We start from the raw sequence: 15086 nt of genomic DNA, 5'->3' as shown, positions 1-15086 counted from the left end.
AATCAGTGGTGATGGCCGCCTTCGCCATGCACGTGACCGTGGGCGATTTCTTCCTGGCTGGCGTCACGGATGTCGACGATCTTGACCTGGAAATTCAGGCGCTGACCGGCCAACGGGTGGTTGCCGTCGACGGTAACATCGTCGCCGTCCAGATCACGGATGGTCACAATTTGCATCTGGCCGTCTGGCGCGGAAGCGTGGAACTGCATGCCCACTTCCAGTTCATCAACGCCTTCGAACATGCTGCGGCTCAACGTACTGACCAGTTCGGCCGCGTATTCGCCGTAGGCATCTTCAGGTTCTACGGCAACGGTCAGTTCGTCACCGACGGTTTTGCCTTCCAGAGCTTTTTCCAGGCCCGGGATGATGTTACCTGCGCCTTGCAGGTAGACCAGCGGCGCGCCGCCGGCGGAGCTGTCGATGACCTCACCAGCGTCGTTGGTCAGGGTATAGTCGATGGAGACAGCCTTATTGGCGGCGATCAGCATGGGGCGAGACCTTTTGCAGAAGAATATAGAAAGACCGAGTTTAGCGAAGCAATCGCCCGAAAGCGAACACAACCCGGACGGACGGATTGCCGCCAAACCCATAACGGTCACCGGTTTCCATCAGGACGAGGACGGTCATTGGGTGGTCGAGCTTTCCTGCGGCCACACCCAACACCTGCGCCATCAGCCGCCCTGGCAATCGCGCGCCTGGGTCACGGACCCCGCGCAACGCCTGGAAAAAATAGCTCAGCCCTTTGCGTGCGGTTGGTGCGCTCAGGGCATGGTTAGCGATAACCTTGGCGACTGAATCTCGGCAGATCGCCAGTTATAGATGATCGCCATTGCTTGCTCCCTCAGAGAATTCGCATGCAAACTTTTTTTATCGCGCCCACCGATTTTGGTGTGGGTCTGACCTCGATCAGCCTTGGGCTGGTGCGCACCCTTGAGCGGGCCGGGCTCAAAGTCGGATTTTTCAAACCGATTGCCCAGCCGCATCCGGGCGATACCGGGCCCGAGCGTTCGACCGAACTGGTGGCGCGCACCCACGGTTTGAAACCGCCGCAGCCACTCGGTCTGGCGCATGTCGAGCGCATGCTCGGCGACGGCCAGCTGGATGAACTGCTCGAAGAAATCATCACGCTGTATCAACAAGCCGCCATCGGCAAAGACGTGCTGGTCGTCGAAGGCATGGTGCCGACCCGCAGCGCCAGTTACGCGGCGCGGGTCAACCTGCACTTGGCCAAGAGCCTGGACGCCGACGTGATTCTGGTCTCAGCGCCGGAAAGCGAAGCGCTGACCGAGCTCTCGGGACGCGTGGAATTGCAGGCGCAATTGTTCGGTGGGCCGAAGGACCCGAAAGTCCTCGGGGTGATTCTCAACAAGGTCAAAACCGACGAGAGCATGGACGCCTTCGCCTCGCGTCTCAAAGAGCACTCGCCGTTGCTGCGCAGTGGCGATTTCAAGCTGCTCGGCTGCATTCCTTTCCAACCCGAACTCAACGCCCCGCGCACCCGCGACGTCGCCGACTTGATGGGCGCGCAGATCCTCAATGCCGGCGACTACGAAACCCGCCGCATGAGCAAAATCATCATTTGCGCGCGGACCATGCGCAACACCGTCGAGCTGCTCAAGCCCGGCGTGTTGGTGGTGACGCCCGGCGACCGTGACGACATCATCCTCGCGGTCAGCCTCGCCGCCATGAACGGCGTGCCGCTGGCCGGGCTGTTGCTGACCAGCGACACCCTGCCCGACCCACGCATCATGGACCTCTGTCGTGGCGCGTTGCAGGCGGGCCTGCCGGTGTTGTCAGTCAGCACCGGCTCTTACGAAACCGCCAACCAGTTGAACGGCCTGAACAAGGAAATCCCGATCGACGACCGCGAGCGCGCGGAGATCATCACTGATTTCGTCGCCAGCCATCTCGACGCCAAATGGCTGCACCAACGCTGCGGCACGCCACGGGAAATGCGCCTGTCGCCAGCGGTGTTCCGTTATCAATTGATCCAGCGCGCGCAAGCCGCGAACAAGCGCATCGTGTTGCCCGAGGGCAGCGAGCCGCTGACCGTGCAAGCGGCGGCGATCTGTCAGGCGCGCGGCATCGCCCGTTGCGTGTTGCTGGCGAAACCGGCGGACGTCGAAGCCGTCGCCCGCGCCCAGGGCATCGAGTTGCCGCCGGGCCTGGAGATTCTTGATCCGGACCTGATTCGCGGCAATTACATCGAACCGATGGTCGCGCTGCGCAAAAGCAAAAGCCTCAACGCACCGATGGCCGAGCAGCAACTGGAAGACACCGTGGTGATCGGCACGATGATGCTGGCGCTGGATGAGGTCGATGGCCTGGTTTCCGGGGTCATTCACTCCACTGCCAACACCATCCGCCCGGCACTGCAACTGATCAAGACTGCGCCGGGCTGCACGCTAGTGTCGTCGGTGTTTTTCATGCTGTTCCCGGAAGAAGTGCTGGTCTACGGCGACTGCGTGATGAACCCGCACCCGAGCGCCAGCGAACTGGCGGAAATCGCCTTGCAAAGCGCCGACTCGGCAGCCGCGTTCGGCATCACTCCGCGCGTGGCGATGATCAGCTATTCCAGCGGTGAGTCGGCCAGCGGTGAAGAAGTCGAAAAGGTCCGCGAAGCGACCTTGCTTGCCCACGAACAACAGCATTCGCTGCTGATCGACGGCCCGTTGCAGTACGATGCTGCCGCCAACGAAAACGTCGCCCGGCAACTGGCGCCGAACAGTCAGGTGGCCGGTCGCGCAACGGTGTTTGTGTTCCCCGACCTGAACACCGGCAACACCACGCACAAAGCCGTGCAGCGCAGCGCCGATTGCGTCAGCCTCGGGCCGATGCTGCAAGGCTTGCGCAAACCGGTGAACGACCTGCCGCGCGGCGCGCAAGTCGATGACATCGTCTACACCATCGCGTTGACCGCGATCCAAGCTGCCAACCGACCTATGGATGTTTAAATGCTGCAATTCCTACCTGCACCCGTGCGCGGCGTGATCGCCTCACTGCTGTTGGCTCTGAACACGATTCTGTTGTGTTCGGCGCTGTTCATCGTCGCACTGTTCAAAGTGCTGCCGTTCGCCCTCACGCAGCGTTTCACGCTGTGGTTGATGAGCCACATCCATGAAGCCTGGATCAGCAACAACAAGGCCTGGATGAACCTGGTGCGGCGCACCCGCTGGCACCTCAGCGGCCTCGAAGGGCTGGACTATAAACACTCGTACCTGATCACCAGCAACCACCAGAGCTGGGTCGACATCATGGTCCTGCAATACGTGCTCAACCGGCGGATCCAGCCGTTGAAGTTCTTTCTCAAGCAAGAGCTGATCTGGGTGCCGGTTATCGGTCTGGCGTGGTGGGCGCTGGGGTTTCCGTTCATGAAGCGCTACTCCAAGGCTTACCTGGAAAAACACCCGGAGAAGAAAGGCAAAGACCTCGAAACCACACGCAAGACCTGCGCGAAATTCCGCAATAACCCAGTGGGGATTTTCAACTTTGTCGAAGGCACGCGGTTTACCGAAGGCAAACATGCGCAGCAGCAATCACCGTTTCGCTATCTGCTGAAACCCAAGGCTGGCGGCATTGCGTTTGTGCTGGATGCGATGGGCGAGCAGTTGGAATCGATCGTCAATGTGACCATTCACTATCCGGGCGGGCGTCCGGGGTATTGGGATTTGCTTTGCGGCAATGTCGCGGATGTGGTGGTGCATTTTCAGGAACTGAAGATTCCGCCGCAGTTCATTGGCAAGAACTACGACCAGGATGGCGAGTACCGCTTGCAGTTCCAGGGCTGGATCAACCAGCTGTGGCAAGACAAGGATGCGCTGCTGGAGCAGATGCATCGCGAATTCCCAGACAAACGCTGACCCCCGTAGGAGTGAGCCTGCTCGCGATAGCGATCGCACATTCAGAATTTATATCGCCTGATCCACCGCCATCGCGAGCAAGCTCGCTCCCACAGGAGATCTGTGGCGAACACTAGACCTGTAGGAGTGAGCCTGCTCGCGATGGCGATCGCACATTCAGAATCTGTATCGTCTGATCCACCGCCATCGCGAGCAAGCTCGCTCCCACAGGAGATCTGTGGCGAACACTAGACCTGTAGGAGTGAGCCTGCTCGCGATAGCGATCGCACACTCAGAATCCATATCGTCTGATCCACCGCCATCGCGAGCAGGCTCACTCCCACAGTGGATCTGTGGCGAACACCGGACCTGTGGGAGCGAGCTTGCTCGCGATGGCGACCTCAGGGGCAAAAAAAACCCGCCGATGATCACTCATCGGCGGGTTTTTTATTGGCGGCTGGCGCTTAGATCGCGCCGCGCTGACGCAGCAATTCCAGCACTTGCTTGACGCTTTCTTCCAGCGACAGCGACTGGGTGTCGACCACCAGGTCGGCGTCCAGCGGCACGTCGTACGGGAAGGAATCGCCCGGGATGTTATCGCCGCCCGCCGCGTACAAGCCTTGCGGGTCACGCTCGGCACACACGGTCGGCGAGGCCTGGACGTAGACCGTCAGCAGACGTTCCTTGCCGATCAGGTCCTTGGCCTGCTCACGCCCTTCAGCACTCGGCGCCACGAATGCCGCCAGCGTCAGCAGCCCCGCCTCGTTGAACTGACGCGCAACGTGCGCGGCACGGCGCCAGTTTTCGGTACGCCCGGCGCGATCCTGCGGCAGACCTTTGTTGAGGTCATGGCGCAGATTCTGTCCATCGAGCACAAACACCGCACGGCCCATGTCGAACAACTTGCGTTCAACCGCGTAGGCCAGCGTACTTTTGCCCGCGCCGGACAAGCCGCTGAACAACACGGTCGCCGGTTGCTGGCCAAAGCGCTGAGCGCGTTCTTCGGTGGCCACGTGCGCCAGTTTGCCGTGATGCGTGCTGCCGCCCTGCGCCGAAGGCTGGGCGATGATCATCCCGGCGGCGACGGTGCCATTGGTCAAGCGATCGATGACGATGAATGAACCGGTGGTGCGGTTGCTCGCGTAACCGTCCAGCGCGATGGCGGCGTCGAGGCTGACCTTGACCCGGCCGATCTCGTTGAGGTTCAGCGAACTCGCCGGACCTTCTTCCAGGGTATTCACGTCCACGCGGTTGACGATGCTGGTGATCGAACCCGGCACGTAACTGGTGGCGCGCTTGATGTCGTATTTCTTGCCCGGCAGCATCGGTTCTTCGGCCATCCACACCAACATGGCGTCGAACGCGTCAGTCACTTGCGGCAGGTTGTCGGCGTGCACCAGCAAGTCGCCGCGCGAGATGTCGATCTCGTCTTCCATGGTCAGCGTTACAGCCTGACCCGGACCGGCGTGTTCCAGCTCGCCTTCAAACGTGACGATGGATTTCACCCGGCTGCTTTTGCCAGACGGCAACACCACAACTTCGTCGCCCTTGTGCACGATGCCGCTGGCCAGGGTGCCGGCGAAACCACGGAAGTTCAGGTTCGGACGGTTGACGTACTGCACCGGGAAACGCAGGTCGGTGTAGTTGCGGTCACTGGCGATTTCGACGGTTTCGAGAATCTCCATCAGCGACTGGCCGGTGTACCACGGCGAGCGCTCGGACTTGTTCACCACGTTGTCGCCTTTGAGCGCCGACATTGGCACGAAGGCCATGGTGGTCGGCTTGAACGCGATGCCTTCGGCGAACTTCAGGTAATCGGCCTTGATCGACTCGAAGACGCTTTCGTCAAACCCATTGAGGTCCATTTTGTTGATGGCGACCACGATGTGTTTGATCCCCAGCAGCGAGGCAATGAAGCTGTGGCGACGGGTCTGGGTCTGCACGCCGTAACGCGCATCAACCAGAATGATCGCCAGGTCACAGGTGGATGCACCGGTGGCCATGTTGCGGGTGTACTGCTCATGGCCAGGGGTATCGGCGATGATGAATTTGCGTTTCGCGGTGGAGAAATAGCGGTACGCGACATCAATGGTGATGCCCTGCTCGCGCTCGGCCTGCAGGCCGTCGACCAGCAACGCCAGGTCGATGTCTTCGCCGGTGGTGCCGACTTTTTTCGAGTCGCGGGTAATGGCTTCCAGGTGATCTTCGTAGATCATCTTGGAGTCGTGCAGCAAGCGCCCGATCAGGGTGCTCTTGCCGTCGTCGACGTTGCCACAGGTCAGAAAGCGCAGCATTTCCTTGCGTTCGTGCTGGCCCAGGTAGGCGAGGATGTCCTCGCTGATCAAATCAGATGCGTGCGACATGACAACCCCTTAGAAATAACCCTGACGTTTCTTTTCTTCCATCGAGCCTGCGCCATCGTGGTCGATGACCCGGCCCTGGCGTTCGGAAGTTCGCGTCAGGAGCATTTCCTGAATGATGTCGGTCAGGCTGGTGGCCTCGGACTCGACCGCACCGGTCAACGGGTAGTCGCCGAGTGTGCGGAAGCGCACCTTTTTCTTGACGATGCGCGCCTTGTCTTCATCGCTCAGGTGATTGAGCAGGCGTTCGTCGTCGATCATGATCCAGGTGCCATTCATCTCGATGACGTCGCGCTCGGCGGCGAAGTACAGCGGCACAATCGGGATGCCTTCGAGGTAGATGTACTGCCAGATGTCCAGTTCGGTCCAGTTCGACAACGGGAATACACGAATGGATTCGCCCTTGTTGACGTTGCCGTTGTAGACGTTCCACAGCTCCGGGCGCTGGTTTTTCGGGTCCCAGCGGTGCTTGGTGTCGCGGAAGGAATACACGCGCTCTTTGGCACGGGATTTCTCTTCGTCGCGGCGCGCACCACCGAAAGCGGCGTCGAAACCATGCTTGTCGAGGGCCTGTTTGAGGCCTTCGGTTTTCATGATGTCGGTGTGTTTGGCGCTGCCGTGGGTCAGCGGGTTGATGCCCTGCGCGACGCCATCGGGGTTGACGTGGACGATCAGGTCCAGGCCCAGTTCTTCGACCATGCGATCGCGGAACGCGTACATTTCCTGGAACTTCCACCGGGTGTCGACGTGCATCACCGGGAACGGCAGTTTGCCCGGGAAGAATGCCTTGCGCGCAAGGTGCAGCATCACGGCGGAATCTTTACCGACGGAGTACAGCATCACCGGGTTATCGAACTCGGCGGCGACCTCGCGGATGATGTGGATGCTTTCGGCCTCCAGCTGTTTCAGATGCGTCAGTTTGTCGACCATGGCTACTCACGAAAACGATCTTATGGACGGCCAGCGGGCCGTGTTCGAGCGGGGAATCCTAGCACAGCGACCTCTTCTAATCAGGCCGCGGGCTAGATCGAAAGGGTATATGGATATACCCCTCGGTTGGGCCAGGCAATGACAATCCCTGTGGGAGCAAGGCTTGCCCGCGATGGCAATCCCTGTGGGAGCATGGCTTGCCCGCGATGGCAATCTCGAGGACGCCATCGCGGGCAAGCCATGCTCCTACACGGTGAGATCGGTCATCAAATCGGGTTCGGGCAATCGATGAAGATATGTTCGACAGCGAAACGCCGCGCCAGGTAATCACCGAGCGCTTGCACGCCATAACGCTCGGTAGCGTGATGGCCAGCGGCGATGAAGCTGATGTCGTTTTCCCGCGCGCTGTGGAAGGTTTGCTCCGACGCCTCGCCACTCAGATACAGGTCGACGCCGGCCAGAACGGCCTGATCGATGTAACCCTGACCACCGCCGGTGCACCAGCCGACTCGCCGAATCATCGCGCTGCCTTCAATCAGCAGAGGCTCGCGGCCCATGACTTCCTGCACGCGGCGGGCAAAGTCGCGCGGGCTCATCGGTTCGCTCAACGAACCGACCAGGCCGACGATTTTCAGGTTGTCCGGATCGAGTGGACCTTCGACGGTGATGTCCAGCTGGCGGGCGAGCTGCACGTTGTTGCCGACGTCCGGGTGCAGGTCCAGCGGCAAGTGGTACGAGAGCAAACTGATGTCGTGCTTGAGCAGGGTTTTCAAGCGACGTTGCTTCATGCCGGTGATGCACGGGTTTTCGCCCTTCCAGAAATAGCCGTGATGCACCAGCACCAGATCAGCCTTGGCTTCCACCGCCGCATCCAGCAGCGCCTGGCTGGCGGTGACGCCGCTGACGATGCGCATCACCTGCGGACGACCCTCGACCTGCAGGCCGTTGGGGCAATAATCGGCAATCTTTGAACTGTTAAGGTAACGGTCGGCTTCTTCGACCAGGGTGCTCAGTGCAACGGCCATGAAAGACTCCTGAAAATAGCCGGTTCAGAGGCGCAATCGCCTCGTATAATGCGCGACATTATGGGCGGTCTCAGACCACCTGCAACCTTTCCAGGACTTGCTTAATGCTCAAGGCGCTGCGTTTTTCCGGCTGGCCGCTACTGGCCGGCGTGCTTATCGCTCTGTTGATAATCCAGCGTTACCCGCAGTGGGTCGGGCTTCCGAGCCTTGACGTCAATATGCAGCAAGCGCCGCAAAGCACCACGGTGCAACAGGGCCCGGTGTCCTACGCCGACGCGGTGACCGTGGCCGCGCCTGCGGTGGTCAACCTGTACACGACCAAAGTCATCAACAAACCCAATCATCCGCTGTTCGAAGATCCACAGTTCCGGCGCTTTTTCGGCGACAACTCGCCGAAGCAGAAACGCATGGAATCGAGCCTCGGTTCCGGTGTGATCATGAGCCCGGAAGGCTACATCCTCACCAACAACCACGTGACCAGCGGCGCCGACCAGATTGTCGTGGCGCTCAAGGATGGCCGCGAGACGCTCGCGCGAGTCATCGGCAGTGACCCGGAAACCGACCTCGCGGTATTGAAGATCGACCTGAAAAACCTGCCGGCGATCACCATCGGCCGCTCCGACAACATCCGCATCGGCGACGTCACGCTGGCCATCGGCAACCCGTTCGGCGTCGGCCAGACGGTGACCATGGGCATCATCAGCGCCACCGGGCGCAATCAGTTGGGTCTGAATAACTACGAAGACTTCATCCAGACCGACGCCGCGATCAACCCCGGCAACTCCGGCGGCGCGCTGGTTGACGCGGTCGGCAACCTGACCGGCATCAACACCGCGATCTTCTCCAAGTCCGGCGGCTCGCAAGGCATCGGTTTTGCGATTCCGGTCAAACTGGCGATGGAAGTGATGAAGTCGATCATCGAGCACGGCCAGGTGATTCGTGGCTGGCTGGGCATCGAAGTGCAGCCGCTGACCCAGGAACTGGCGGAGTCGTTTGGCTTGTCCGGGCGCCCAGGGATTGTGGTGGCGGGGATTTTCCGCGACGGTCCGGCGCAGAAGGCCGGCCTGCAACTGGGCGACGTGATCCTCAGCATCGACGGCGAACCGGCCGGCGACGGTCGCCGCTCGATGAACCAGGTTGCACGGATCAAACCGACCGACAAGGTCACCATCCAAGTGATGCGCAATGGCAAAGAGATCAAGCTCAGCGCCGAGATCGGCCTGCGTCCGCCGCCAGCACCGATCAAAGAGAAAGAAGAAGACTGAGTGTTCGCGCTCGGTTGATCTGCTGACGCTACTGCCCTCTTCGCGGGCAAGCCTCGCTCCCACGGGAACTCCATCCCGGCGTAGGAGCGAGGCTTGCCCGCGAAGGCATTCTCAAAAAAACCCAAAAAAAACGCCAACCGCTAATCACGCCAACGGCAGACATTCTCATTAGTCATGTTATATTGTTTCAATATCACTATTGGAACAACATAACATGTCGTCTCGAACAATGGTCTCCGCTGCCGGTCTAGCCCTCGGCCTGCTGGCCGATCCGGTCCTCGCCGAAGACTCCGGCGCGCTCGAACTGGAAGCCATCAGCGTCACTTCCGATTACGAATCGCCAACCGGCCCGGTCCAAGGCTACCGCGCAACCCGCTCCGCCAGCGCGACCAAAACCGACACGGCGATCCGCGACATCCCGCAATCGATCAGCGTCATCCCCGCCACGGTGCTCAAGGATCTGGGCAGCACCAGCGTCGAACGCGCGCTGGATTTTGCCGGCGGCGTGTCCAAGCAGAACAACTTCGGTGGCCTGACACTTTACGAATACAGCGTGCGCGGCTTCACCACGTCCGAGTTCTACAAGGATGGTTTCAGCGCCAACCGCGGTTACCCAAGCCCCCCGGACGTGGCCAACATCGAGCGCATCGAAGTGCTCAAAGGCCCCGCCGCCAGCCTCTATGGCCGTGGCGACCCCGGTGGCACGGTGAACATCGTCAGCAAAAAACCGCAGGCCGAAGCCTTCACCACCCTGCAAACCAGTGCCGGCAGTTGGGACCGTTATCGCACCGCGCTGGACGTCAATGCTCCGCTGGACGACGAGGGCAATCTGCTGTCGCGGGTCAACCTGGCCGTCGAGGACAACCACAGCTTTCGCGATCACGTCGACAGCCAGCGCGTGTTCGTCGCGCCCTCCTTCGCTTGGCAATTGAACCCCGACACGCACCTTTTGGTGGAAAGCGAATTCGTCCGCCACAGCTCGACGTTCGACCGTGGCATCGTCGCGCCGAACAACACCTGGAGCGGCGTGTCGCGCTCGACGTTCCTCGGCGAACCCAACGACGGCGACATCGACAACCACAACAACATGCTGCAAGCCGCGCTCGAACATCACTTGAATGACACCTGGAAACTGCGCCTCGCCAGCCATTACAAGGAAGGCAAGCTCTGGGGATTCGCCTCGGAAGCGCGGCCACTGAACGCCGACGGCCACACGGTCAATCGGCGTTTGCGCGAACGCGACAACGACTGGCACGACAGCATTACCCAGCTCGAATTGCGCGGCGTGTTCGACCTCGGCAGTTGGCAGCATGAATTGCTGATCGGCAGCGAATACGAGAATTACCGCAAGAACGAACGGGTGACCACTACCGCCGGCACCGCCTACGCCATCGACATCTATCAGCCGGTCTACGGCCAGCCGAAACCCAACGGCGCGCGCTCTGGTACAGACTTCTTCGAGCACGTCGAAAGCCACGCCTTGAACCTGCAGGATCAGATCGTTTTCACCGACAAACTGCGCGGCATGCTCGGCGCACGCTTTGAGCATTTCGAGCAAAACATCGACGATCACACGCGCGGCAACCACACGCGCCAGCGCCAGGACGCACTCACGCAACGCGCCGGTCTGCTCTACCAACTGACGCCGCAAGTCGGCGTGTTCGCCAACGCGTCGACGTCGTTCAAACCGAACAATGGCCTCGATGCCGGCGGCAAATCCTTCGACCCGGAAGAAGGCGTCGGGTATGAAATCGGCATCAAAAGCGAGCTGTTCGACGAGCGTTTGAGCAGCACCCTCGCCGCGTTTCACATCGAGAAAGAAAACGTCCTCGCGCTCGACCCCGGTACCGACACCAGCCGGGCCATGGGCAAGGCGCGTAGCCAGGGTTTCGACCTGCAAGTGACCGGGCAAGTCAGCGACGCCGTGCGGGTGATCGGCGCGTTTGCCTACATCGACGCCAAAGTCACCGACGGCGACGCCGTCATCCCCACCGGCAGCCGCATCCTCGGCGTGGCCAAGCGCAGCGGCAGTCTGCTGGGGGTCTACGAGTTTCAGGATGGCCGTTTGCGCGGCTCGGACGTCGGCGCGGCGTTCACCTATGTCGGCGATCGCTCCGGTGAATCGGCCAGCGATTTCGAGCTGCCGGCCTACCACACCGTCGACCTGCTCGCGCATTACAAGGCCAGCGACAGCGTTACGGTCGGTCTCAACCTGAACAATTTATTCGACGAGAAATACTTCGAGCGCTCGTACAGCAACTACTGGGTCAACCCCGGCGAGCCGCGCAATTTCACCGTCAGCCTGACACTCAATCTGTAAAAGGACGTCACCATGCAACACCTCAAACCGCTCGCGCTGCTGGGTCTTCTGTTGGTCGCCACGCAGGCGTCGGCGCATGGTCTGTGGACCGAGCAACGGCGCGGCAACATCGAAGTGATTTACGGCCACGGCGCCGAAGACAACGCGTTCAAAGCGCAAAAAATCAGCGGCGCCTGGGCTTATGACGGCAGCGGCAAAATGATCCCGGTGAGCGTCGAACGTCTGGCCGACCACGCACGTCTGAAACCGCTGAAGACGCCCGCCGTGATGGCGGTGGCGCTGGACAACGGCATGTGGTCGCAAACGGCAGATAAAAAATGGGTCAACGCCGGGCGCAGCAAAGTGCCGGGGGCAATCGAATCGACGCAGACCTTCAAATACAGCCTGGCGATTTATCAGCCGGGGGCGAAGTTGCCGGCGCTCAATCAATTGAAGTTGGTGATTGTGCCCGAGGTTGACCCGCTCACCGTCGGCCCCGGCCAGTCACTGCCGGTGCGGGTGCTGCTGGATGGCCAACCGGCGGCGGGGGTGAAATTGGTGGGTGATTATCGCAGCGCGCCTAATACCCTGAGTGCGGAAACCGACAAGGACGGTCGGGCGCAAGTGCTGGTGCGTAACGAGGGTTTGAACGTGATCGCCGCGCAGATCGAAGTGCCGCTCAAGGACAACCCGGACGTGGCGACGCGCGGATTATTCACCTCGCTGACCTTCCTCGGCGAAGCGCATCACGAGTGAGCACCACAACCTGTGGGAGCAAGGCTTGCCCGCTATGGCGATTTCATTGATGCCATCGCGGGCAAGCCATGCCCCCACAGGTTTAAAGCCCAACTCAGCGCCCACTTCTGAGCCCGGTTCAAGCTCAGGTCAAAGGTCGCCGAGGCCGTCGATCAGTGCCTGATTCTGCTCCGGCGTGCCGATCGAGATCCGCAGGAACTGCGCGATGCGTTCCTGTTTGAAGTGGCGGACGATCACCCCTTGCTCGCGTAATTTCGCCGCCAGACCCGCCGCGTCGTGCTGCGGATGGCGGGCGAAGATGAAGTTAGCCGCCGACGGCAATACTTCAAAACCCTTCGCTTGCAACTGCGCGACAACCTTTTCGCGATTCTCGATGACCCACCGGCAGGTCTGGTCGAAATACTCGCGGTCCTCGAACGCCGCCGCTGCGCCGACGTTCGCCAGACGGTCAAGCGGATAGGAGTTGAAGCTGTTCTTGATGCGCTCCAGCGCCTCGATCAAATCCGGATGACCAACCGCCAAACCCACCCGCAAGCCGGCCAGCGAGCGAGATTTGGACAAGGTCTGGGTGACCAGCAGGTTCGGGTAACGGTCGACCAGACTGATCGCAGTGACGCCGCCAAAGTCGATGTAGGCCTCATCGACCACCACCACCGAATCGGTATTCGCCTTGAGGATCTGCTCGACCGCGTCCAACGCCAGCAGGCAGCCAGTCGGTGCGTTCGGGTTGGGGAAAATGATCCCGCCGTTCGGTTTGGCGTAGTCCGCCGGGTTGATCTGGAACTGCGCGTCCAGCGGCACCGCGTCGAAATCGATGCCGTACAAGCCGCAATACACCGGGTAAAAGCTGTAACTGATGTCCGGGAACAGCACGGGTTTGTCGTGCTGCAACAAGCCGTGAAAAATGTGCGCGAGGACTTCGTCGGAACCGTTGCCGAGGAACACCTGGCCAGTCTGCACGCCATAATAAGTGGCGACGGCATTTTTCAGCAGATCACTGTTTGGGTCCGGGTACAGGCGCAAGTTGTCGTTGAGTTCGGTTTGCATCGCCGCCAGTGCTTTGGGCGATGGGCCGTAGGGGTTTTCGTTGGTGTTGAGCTTCACCAGTTTCGCCAGTTTCGGCTGCTCGCCCGGCACGTATGGCACCAGGTTCTTGACGAAGGGGCTCCAGAATTTACTCATGTTCAGTCAGCCTTCTCTTGATTGAAGAGCTCGTCGACGATGCGGTATTCAGCGCTGCGGGCGTGGGCGGTCAGCGACTCGCCACGGGCCAGCACGGAAGCGGTCTTGCCCAGTTCCGAAGCGCCCTGCTCGGAGCAGAAGATGATCGATGAGCGTTTCTGGAAATCGTACACGCCCAGCGGCGAGGAAAATCGCGCGGTGCCTGAGGTCGGCAAGACGTGGTTCGGACCGGCGCAGTAATCGCCGAGCGCTTCGGACGTGTGACGGCCCATGAAGATCGCGCCGGCGTGGCGGATCTTCGGCAACCAGGCTTGCGGATCGGCGACCGACAATTCCAAGTGCTCCGGCGCAATGCGGTTGGCCACTTCGATGGCTTGTTCCATGTCGCGCACCAGAATCAGCGCGCCGCGACCGTTGATCGAGGTTTCGATGATTTCGGCGCGTTCCATGGTCGGCAGCAGTTTGGCGATGCTCGCGGCGACCTTGTCGAGGAACTCGGCGTCGGGGCTGACCAGAATCGCTTGCGCGTCTTCGTCGTGCTCGGCTTGCGAGAACAGGTCCATGGCGATCCAGTCGGGATCGGTCTGACCGTCGCACACCACCAGAATCTCCGATGGCCCGGCGATCATGTCGATGCCGACCTGGCCGAACACGTGGCGCTTGGCGGTGGCGACATAGATGTTGCCCGGGCCGACGACTTTATCGACTTTCGGCACGCTTTCGGTGCCGTAGGCCAGCGCCGCAACGGCTTGCGCGCCACCGATGGTGAACACGCGGTCGACGCCGGCAATGCACGCAGCGGCCAGCACCAGTTCATTGAGTTCGCCGCGCGGGGTCGGCACGACCATCACCACTTCTGTGACGCCAGCGACTTTCGCCGGAATCGCGTTCATCAGCACCGACGACGGGTAAGACGCCTTGCCGCCCGGCACGTACAGGCCGGCGCGATCCAGCGGGGTGACTTTTTGCCCGAGCACGGTGCCATCGGCCTCGGTGTAACTCCAGGAATCCTGCTTCTGTTTCTCGTGGTAGCTGCGCACGCGGGCCGCGGCTTTTTCCAGGGCTTCGCGCTGCGCCACGGTGATGCGCGTCAGGGCCAGTTCCAGGCGCTCGCGCGGCAGGATCAGGTCGGCCATGGAGGCGACTTGCAGGCCATCGAACTTCTGGGTGAATTCCACCAGCGCGGCATCGCCCCGCTCGCGCACGGCTTTGATGATGTCGAGCACGCGCTGATTGACCGAGTCGTCAGACACACTTTCCCAGCTCAGCAGATGATCCAGATGATGCGCGAAATCCGGGTCAGCAGCGTTGAGTCGGCGAATTGCAGTCGGTGCGGTCATAGCGAGAGCCTCATAGGAATGGCAAAAACTCAGGCGCCCTAACTTAGCAGTCGTTTCCGCTTGGGCACCTGAGATTCTGGCTATGAGGCG

At 60.9% G+C, this 15086-nt stretch carries 12 protein-coding genes; 6 read left to right on the top strand and 6 right to left on the bottom strand.

Features of this window, described 5'->3' with window-relative positions; translation table 11 throughout:
• Positions 1 to 2: 2 nt before the first annotated feature.
• On the bottom strand, positions 3 to 488 hold the full coding sequence (locus FBY12_RS08010; RefSeq protein ID WP_145252538.1) for a peptidylprolyl isomerase: 486 nt from the start codon (positions 486 to 488) through the stop codon (positions 3 to 5).
• Between FBY12_RS08010 and FBY12_RS08005 the strand changes: the two genes are divergently transcribed.
• From FBY12_RS08005 to FBY12_RS07995, 3 genes are read left to right on the top strand one after another with little or no spacing between them, the layout of a single operon-like run.
• Positions 457 to 795: a DUF3565 domain-containing protein gene (locus FBY12_RS08005; RefSeq protein ID WP_092273200.1), complete on the top strand. Its 339-nt coding sequence runs from the start codon at positions 457 to 459 to the stop codon at positions 793 to 795. The genes FBY12_RS08010 and FBY12_RS08005 overlap by 32 nt on opposite strands.
• Before the next feature lie 59 nt (positions 796 to 854).
• Positions 855 to 2954, top strand: a complete 2100-nt coding sequence (pta, locus tag FBY12_RS08000) for a phosphate acetyltransferase (protein WP_145252537.1) — start codon at positions 855 to 857, stop codon at positions 2952 to 2954.
• Complete coding sequence (locus tag FBY12_RS07995) at positions 2955 to 3860, top strand: acyltransferase (RefSeq protein WP_109521339.1); 906 nt, start codon at positions 2955 to 2957, stop codon at positions 3858 to 3860. It abuts the gene before it with no gap.
• A 443-nt stretch (positions 3861 to 4303) separates the two neighbouring features.
• On the opposite strand, the gene cysN is transcribed toward FBY12_RS07995, so the two are convergent.
• The 3 genes from cysN to FBY12_RS07975 form a co-directional block, all read right to left on the bottom strand.
• Positions 4304 to 6202 (bottom strand): sulfate adenylyltransferase subunit CysN, encoded by a 1899-nt coding sequence (cysN, locus tag FBY12_RS07985; RefSeq protein WP_121757289.1) that lies wholly within the window; start codon positions 6200 to 6202, stop codon positions 4304 to 4306.
• Between the two features lie 9 nt (positions 6203 to 6211).
• A complete protein-coding gene (cysD, locus tag FBY12_RS07980; RefSeq protein ID WP_092273212.1) occupies positions 6212 to 7129 on the bottom strand; it encodes a sulfate adenylyltransferase subunit CysD in 918 nt (305 codons plus the stop codon).
• A gap of 266 nt (positions 7130 to 7395) precedes the next feature.
• Entirely contained in the window at positions 7396 to 8154 is a 759-nt protein-coding gene (locus FBY12_RS07975) for a Nif3-like dinuclear metal center hexameric protein (RefSeq protein ID WP_092273215.1), read from the bottom strand.
• Between the two features lie 104 nt (positions 8155 to 8258).
• Here FBY12_RS07975 and algW point away from each other — a divergent pair, with 104 nt between their 5' ends.
• The 3 genes from algW to FBY12_RS07960 all read left to right on the top strand — a co-directional run bounded on the left by algW (position 8259) and on the right by FBY12_RS07960 (position 12474).
• Positions 8259 to 9419 (top strand): Do family serine endopeptidase AlgW, encoded by a 1161-nt coding sequence (gene algW / locus FBY12_RS07970; RefSeq protein WP_121733567.1) that lies wholly within the window; start codon positions 8259 to 8261, stop codon positions 9417 to 9419.
• A gap of 214 nt (positions 9420 to 9633) precedes the next feature.
• Positions 9634 to 11739, top strand: a complete 2106-nt coding sequence (locus FBY12_RS07965) for a TonB-dependent siderophore receptor (protein ID WP_145252535.1) — start codon at positions 9634 to 9636, stop codon at positions 11737 to 11739.
• Between the two features lie 12 nt (positions 11740 to 11751).
• Positions 11752 to 12474 carry a DUF4198 domain-containing protein gene (locus FBY12_RS07960; protein ID WP_092273224.1) on the top strand — a complete coding sequence of 241 codons (723 nt, stop codon included), beginning with the start codon at positions 11752 to 11754 and terminating at the stop codon, positions 12472 to 12474.
• Between the two features lie 129 nt (positions 12475 to 12603).
• On the opposite strand, the gene hisC is transcribed toward FBY12_RS07960, so the two are convergent.
• Together hisC and hisD are read right to left on the bottom strand one after the other, a co-directional pair.
• A complete protein-coding gene (gene hisC, locus FBY12_RS07955; protein WP_145252534.1) occupies positions 12604 to 13656 on the bottom strand; it encodes a histidinol-phosphate transaminase in 1053 nt (350 codons plus the stop codon).
• A gap of 2 nt (positions 13657 to 13658) precedes the next feature.
• The gene (gene hisD, locus FBY12_RS07950) at positions 13659 to 14996 is read right to left on the bottom strand and encodes a histidinol dehydrogenase (RefSeq protein ID WP_092273230.1); all 1338 of its coding nucleotides are present in this window, start codon (positions 14994 to 14996) and stop codon (positions 13659 to 13661) included.
• Positions 14997 to 15086 lie beyond the last annotated feature (90 nt).

This window comes from Pseudomonas sp. SJZ131 (assembly GCF_007828705.1).
Classification (GTDB): Bacteria; Pseudomonadota; Gammaproteobacteria; order Pseudomonadales; family Pseudomonadaceae; genus Aquipseudomonas; species Aquipseudomonas prosekii.
Note: the sequence above shows the minus strand (reverse complement) of the source record. Positions and strands in the feature narration are given on the sequence as shown.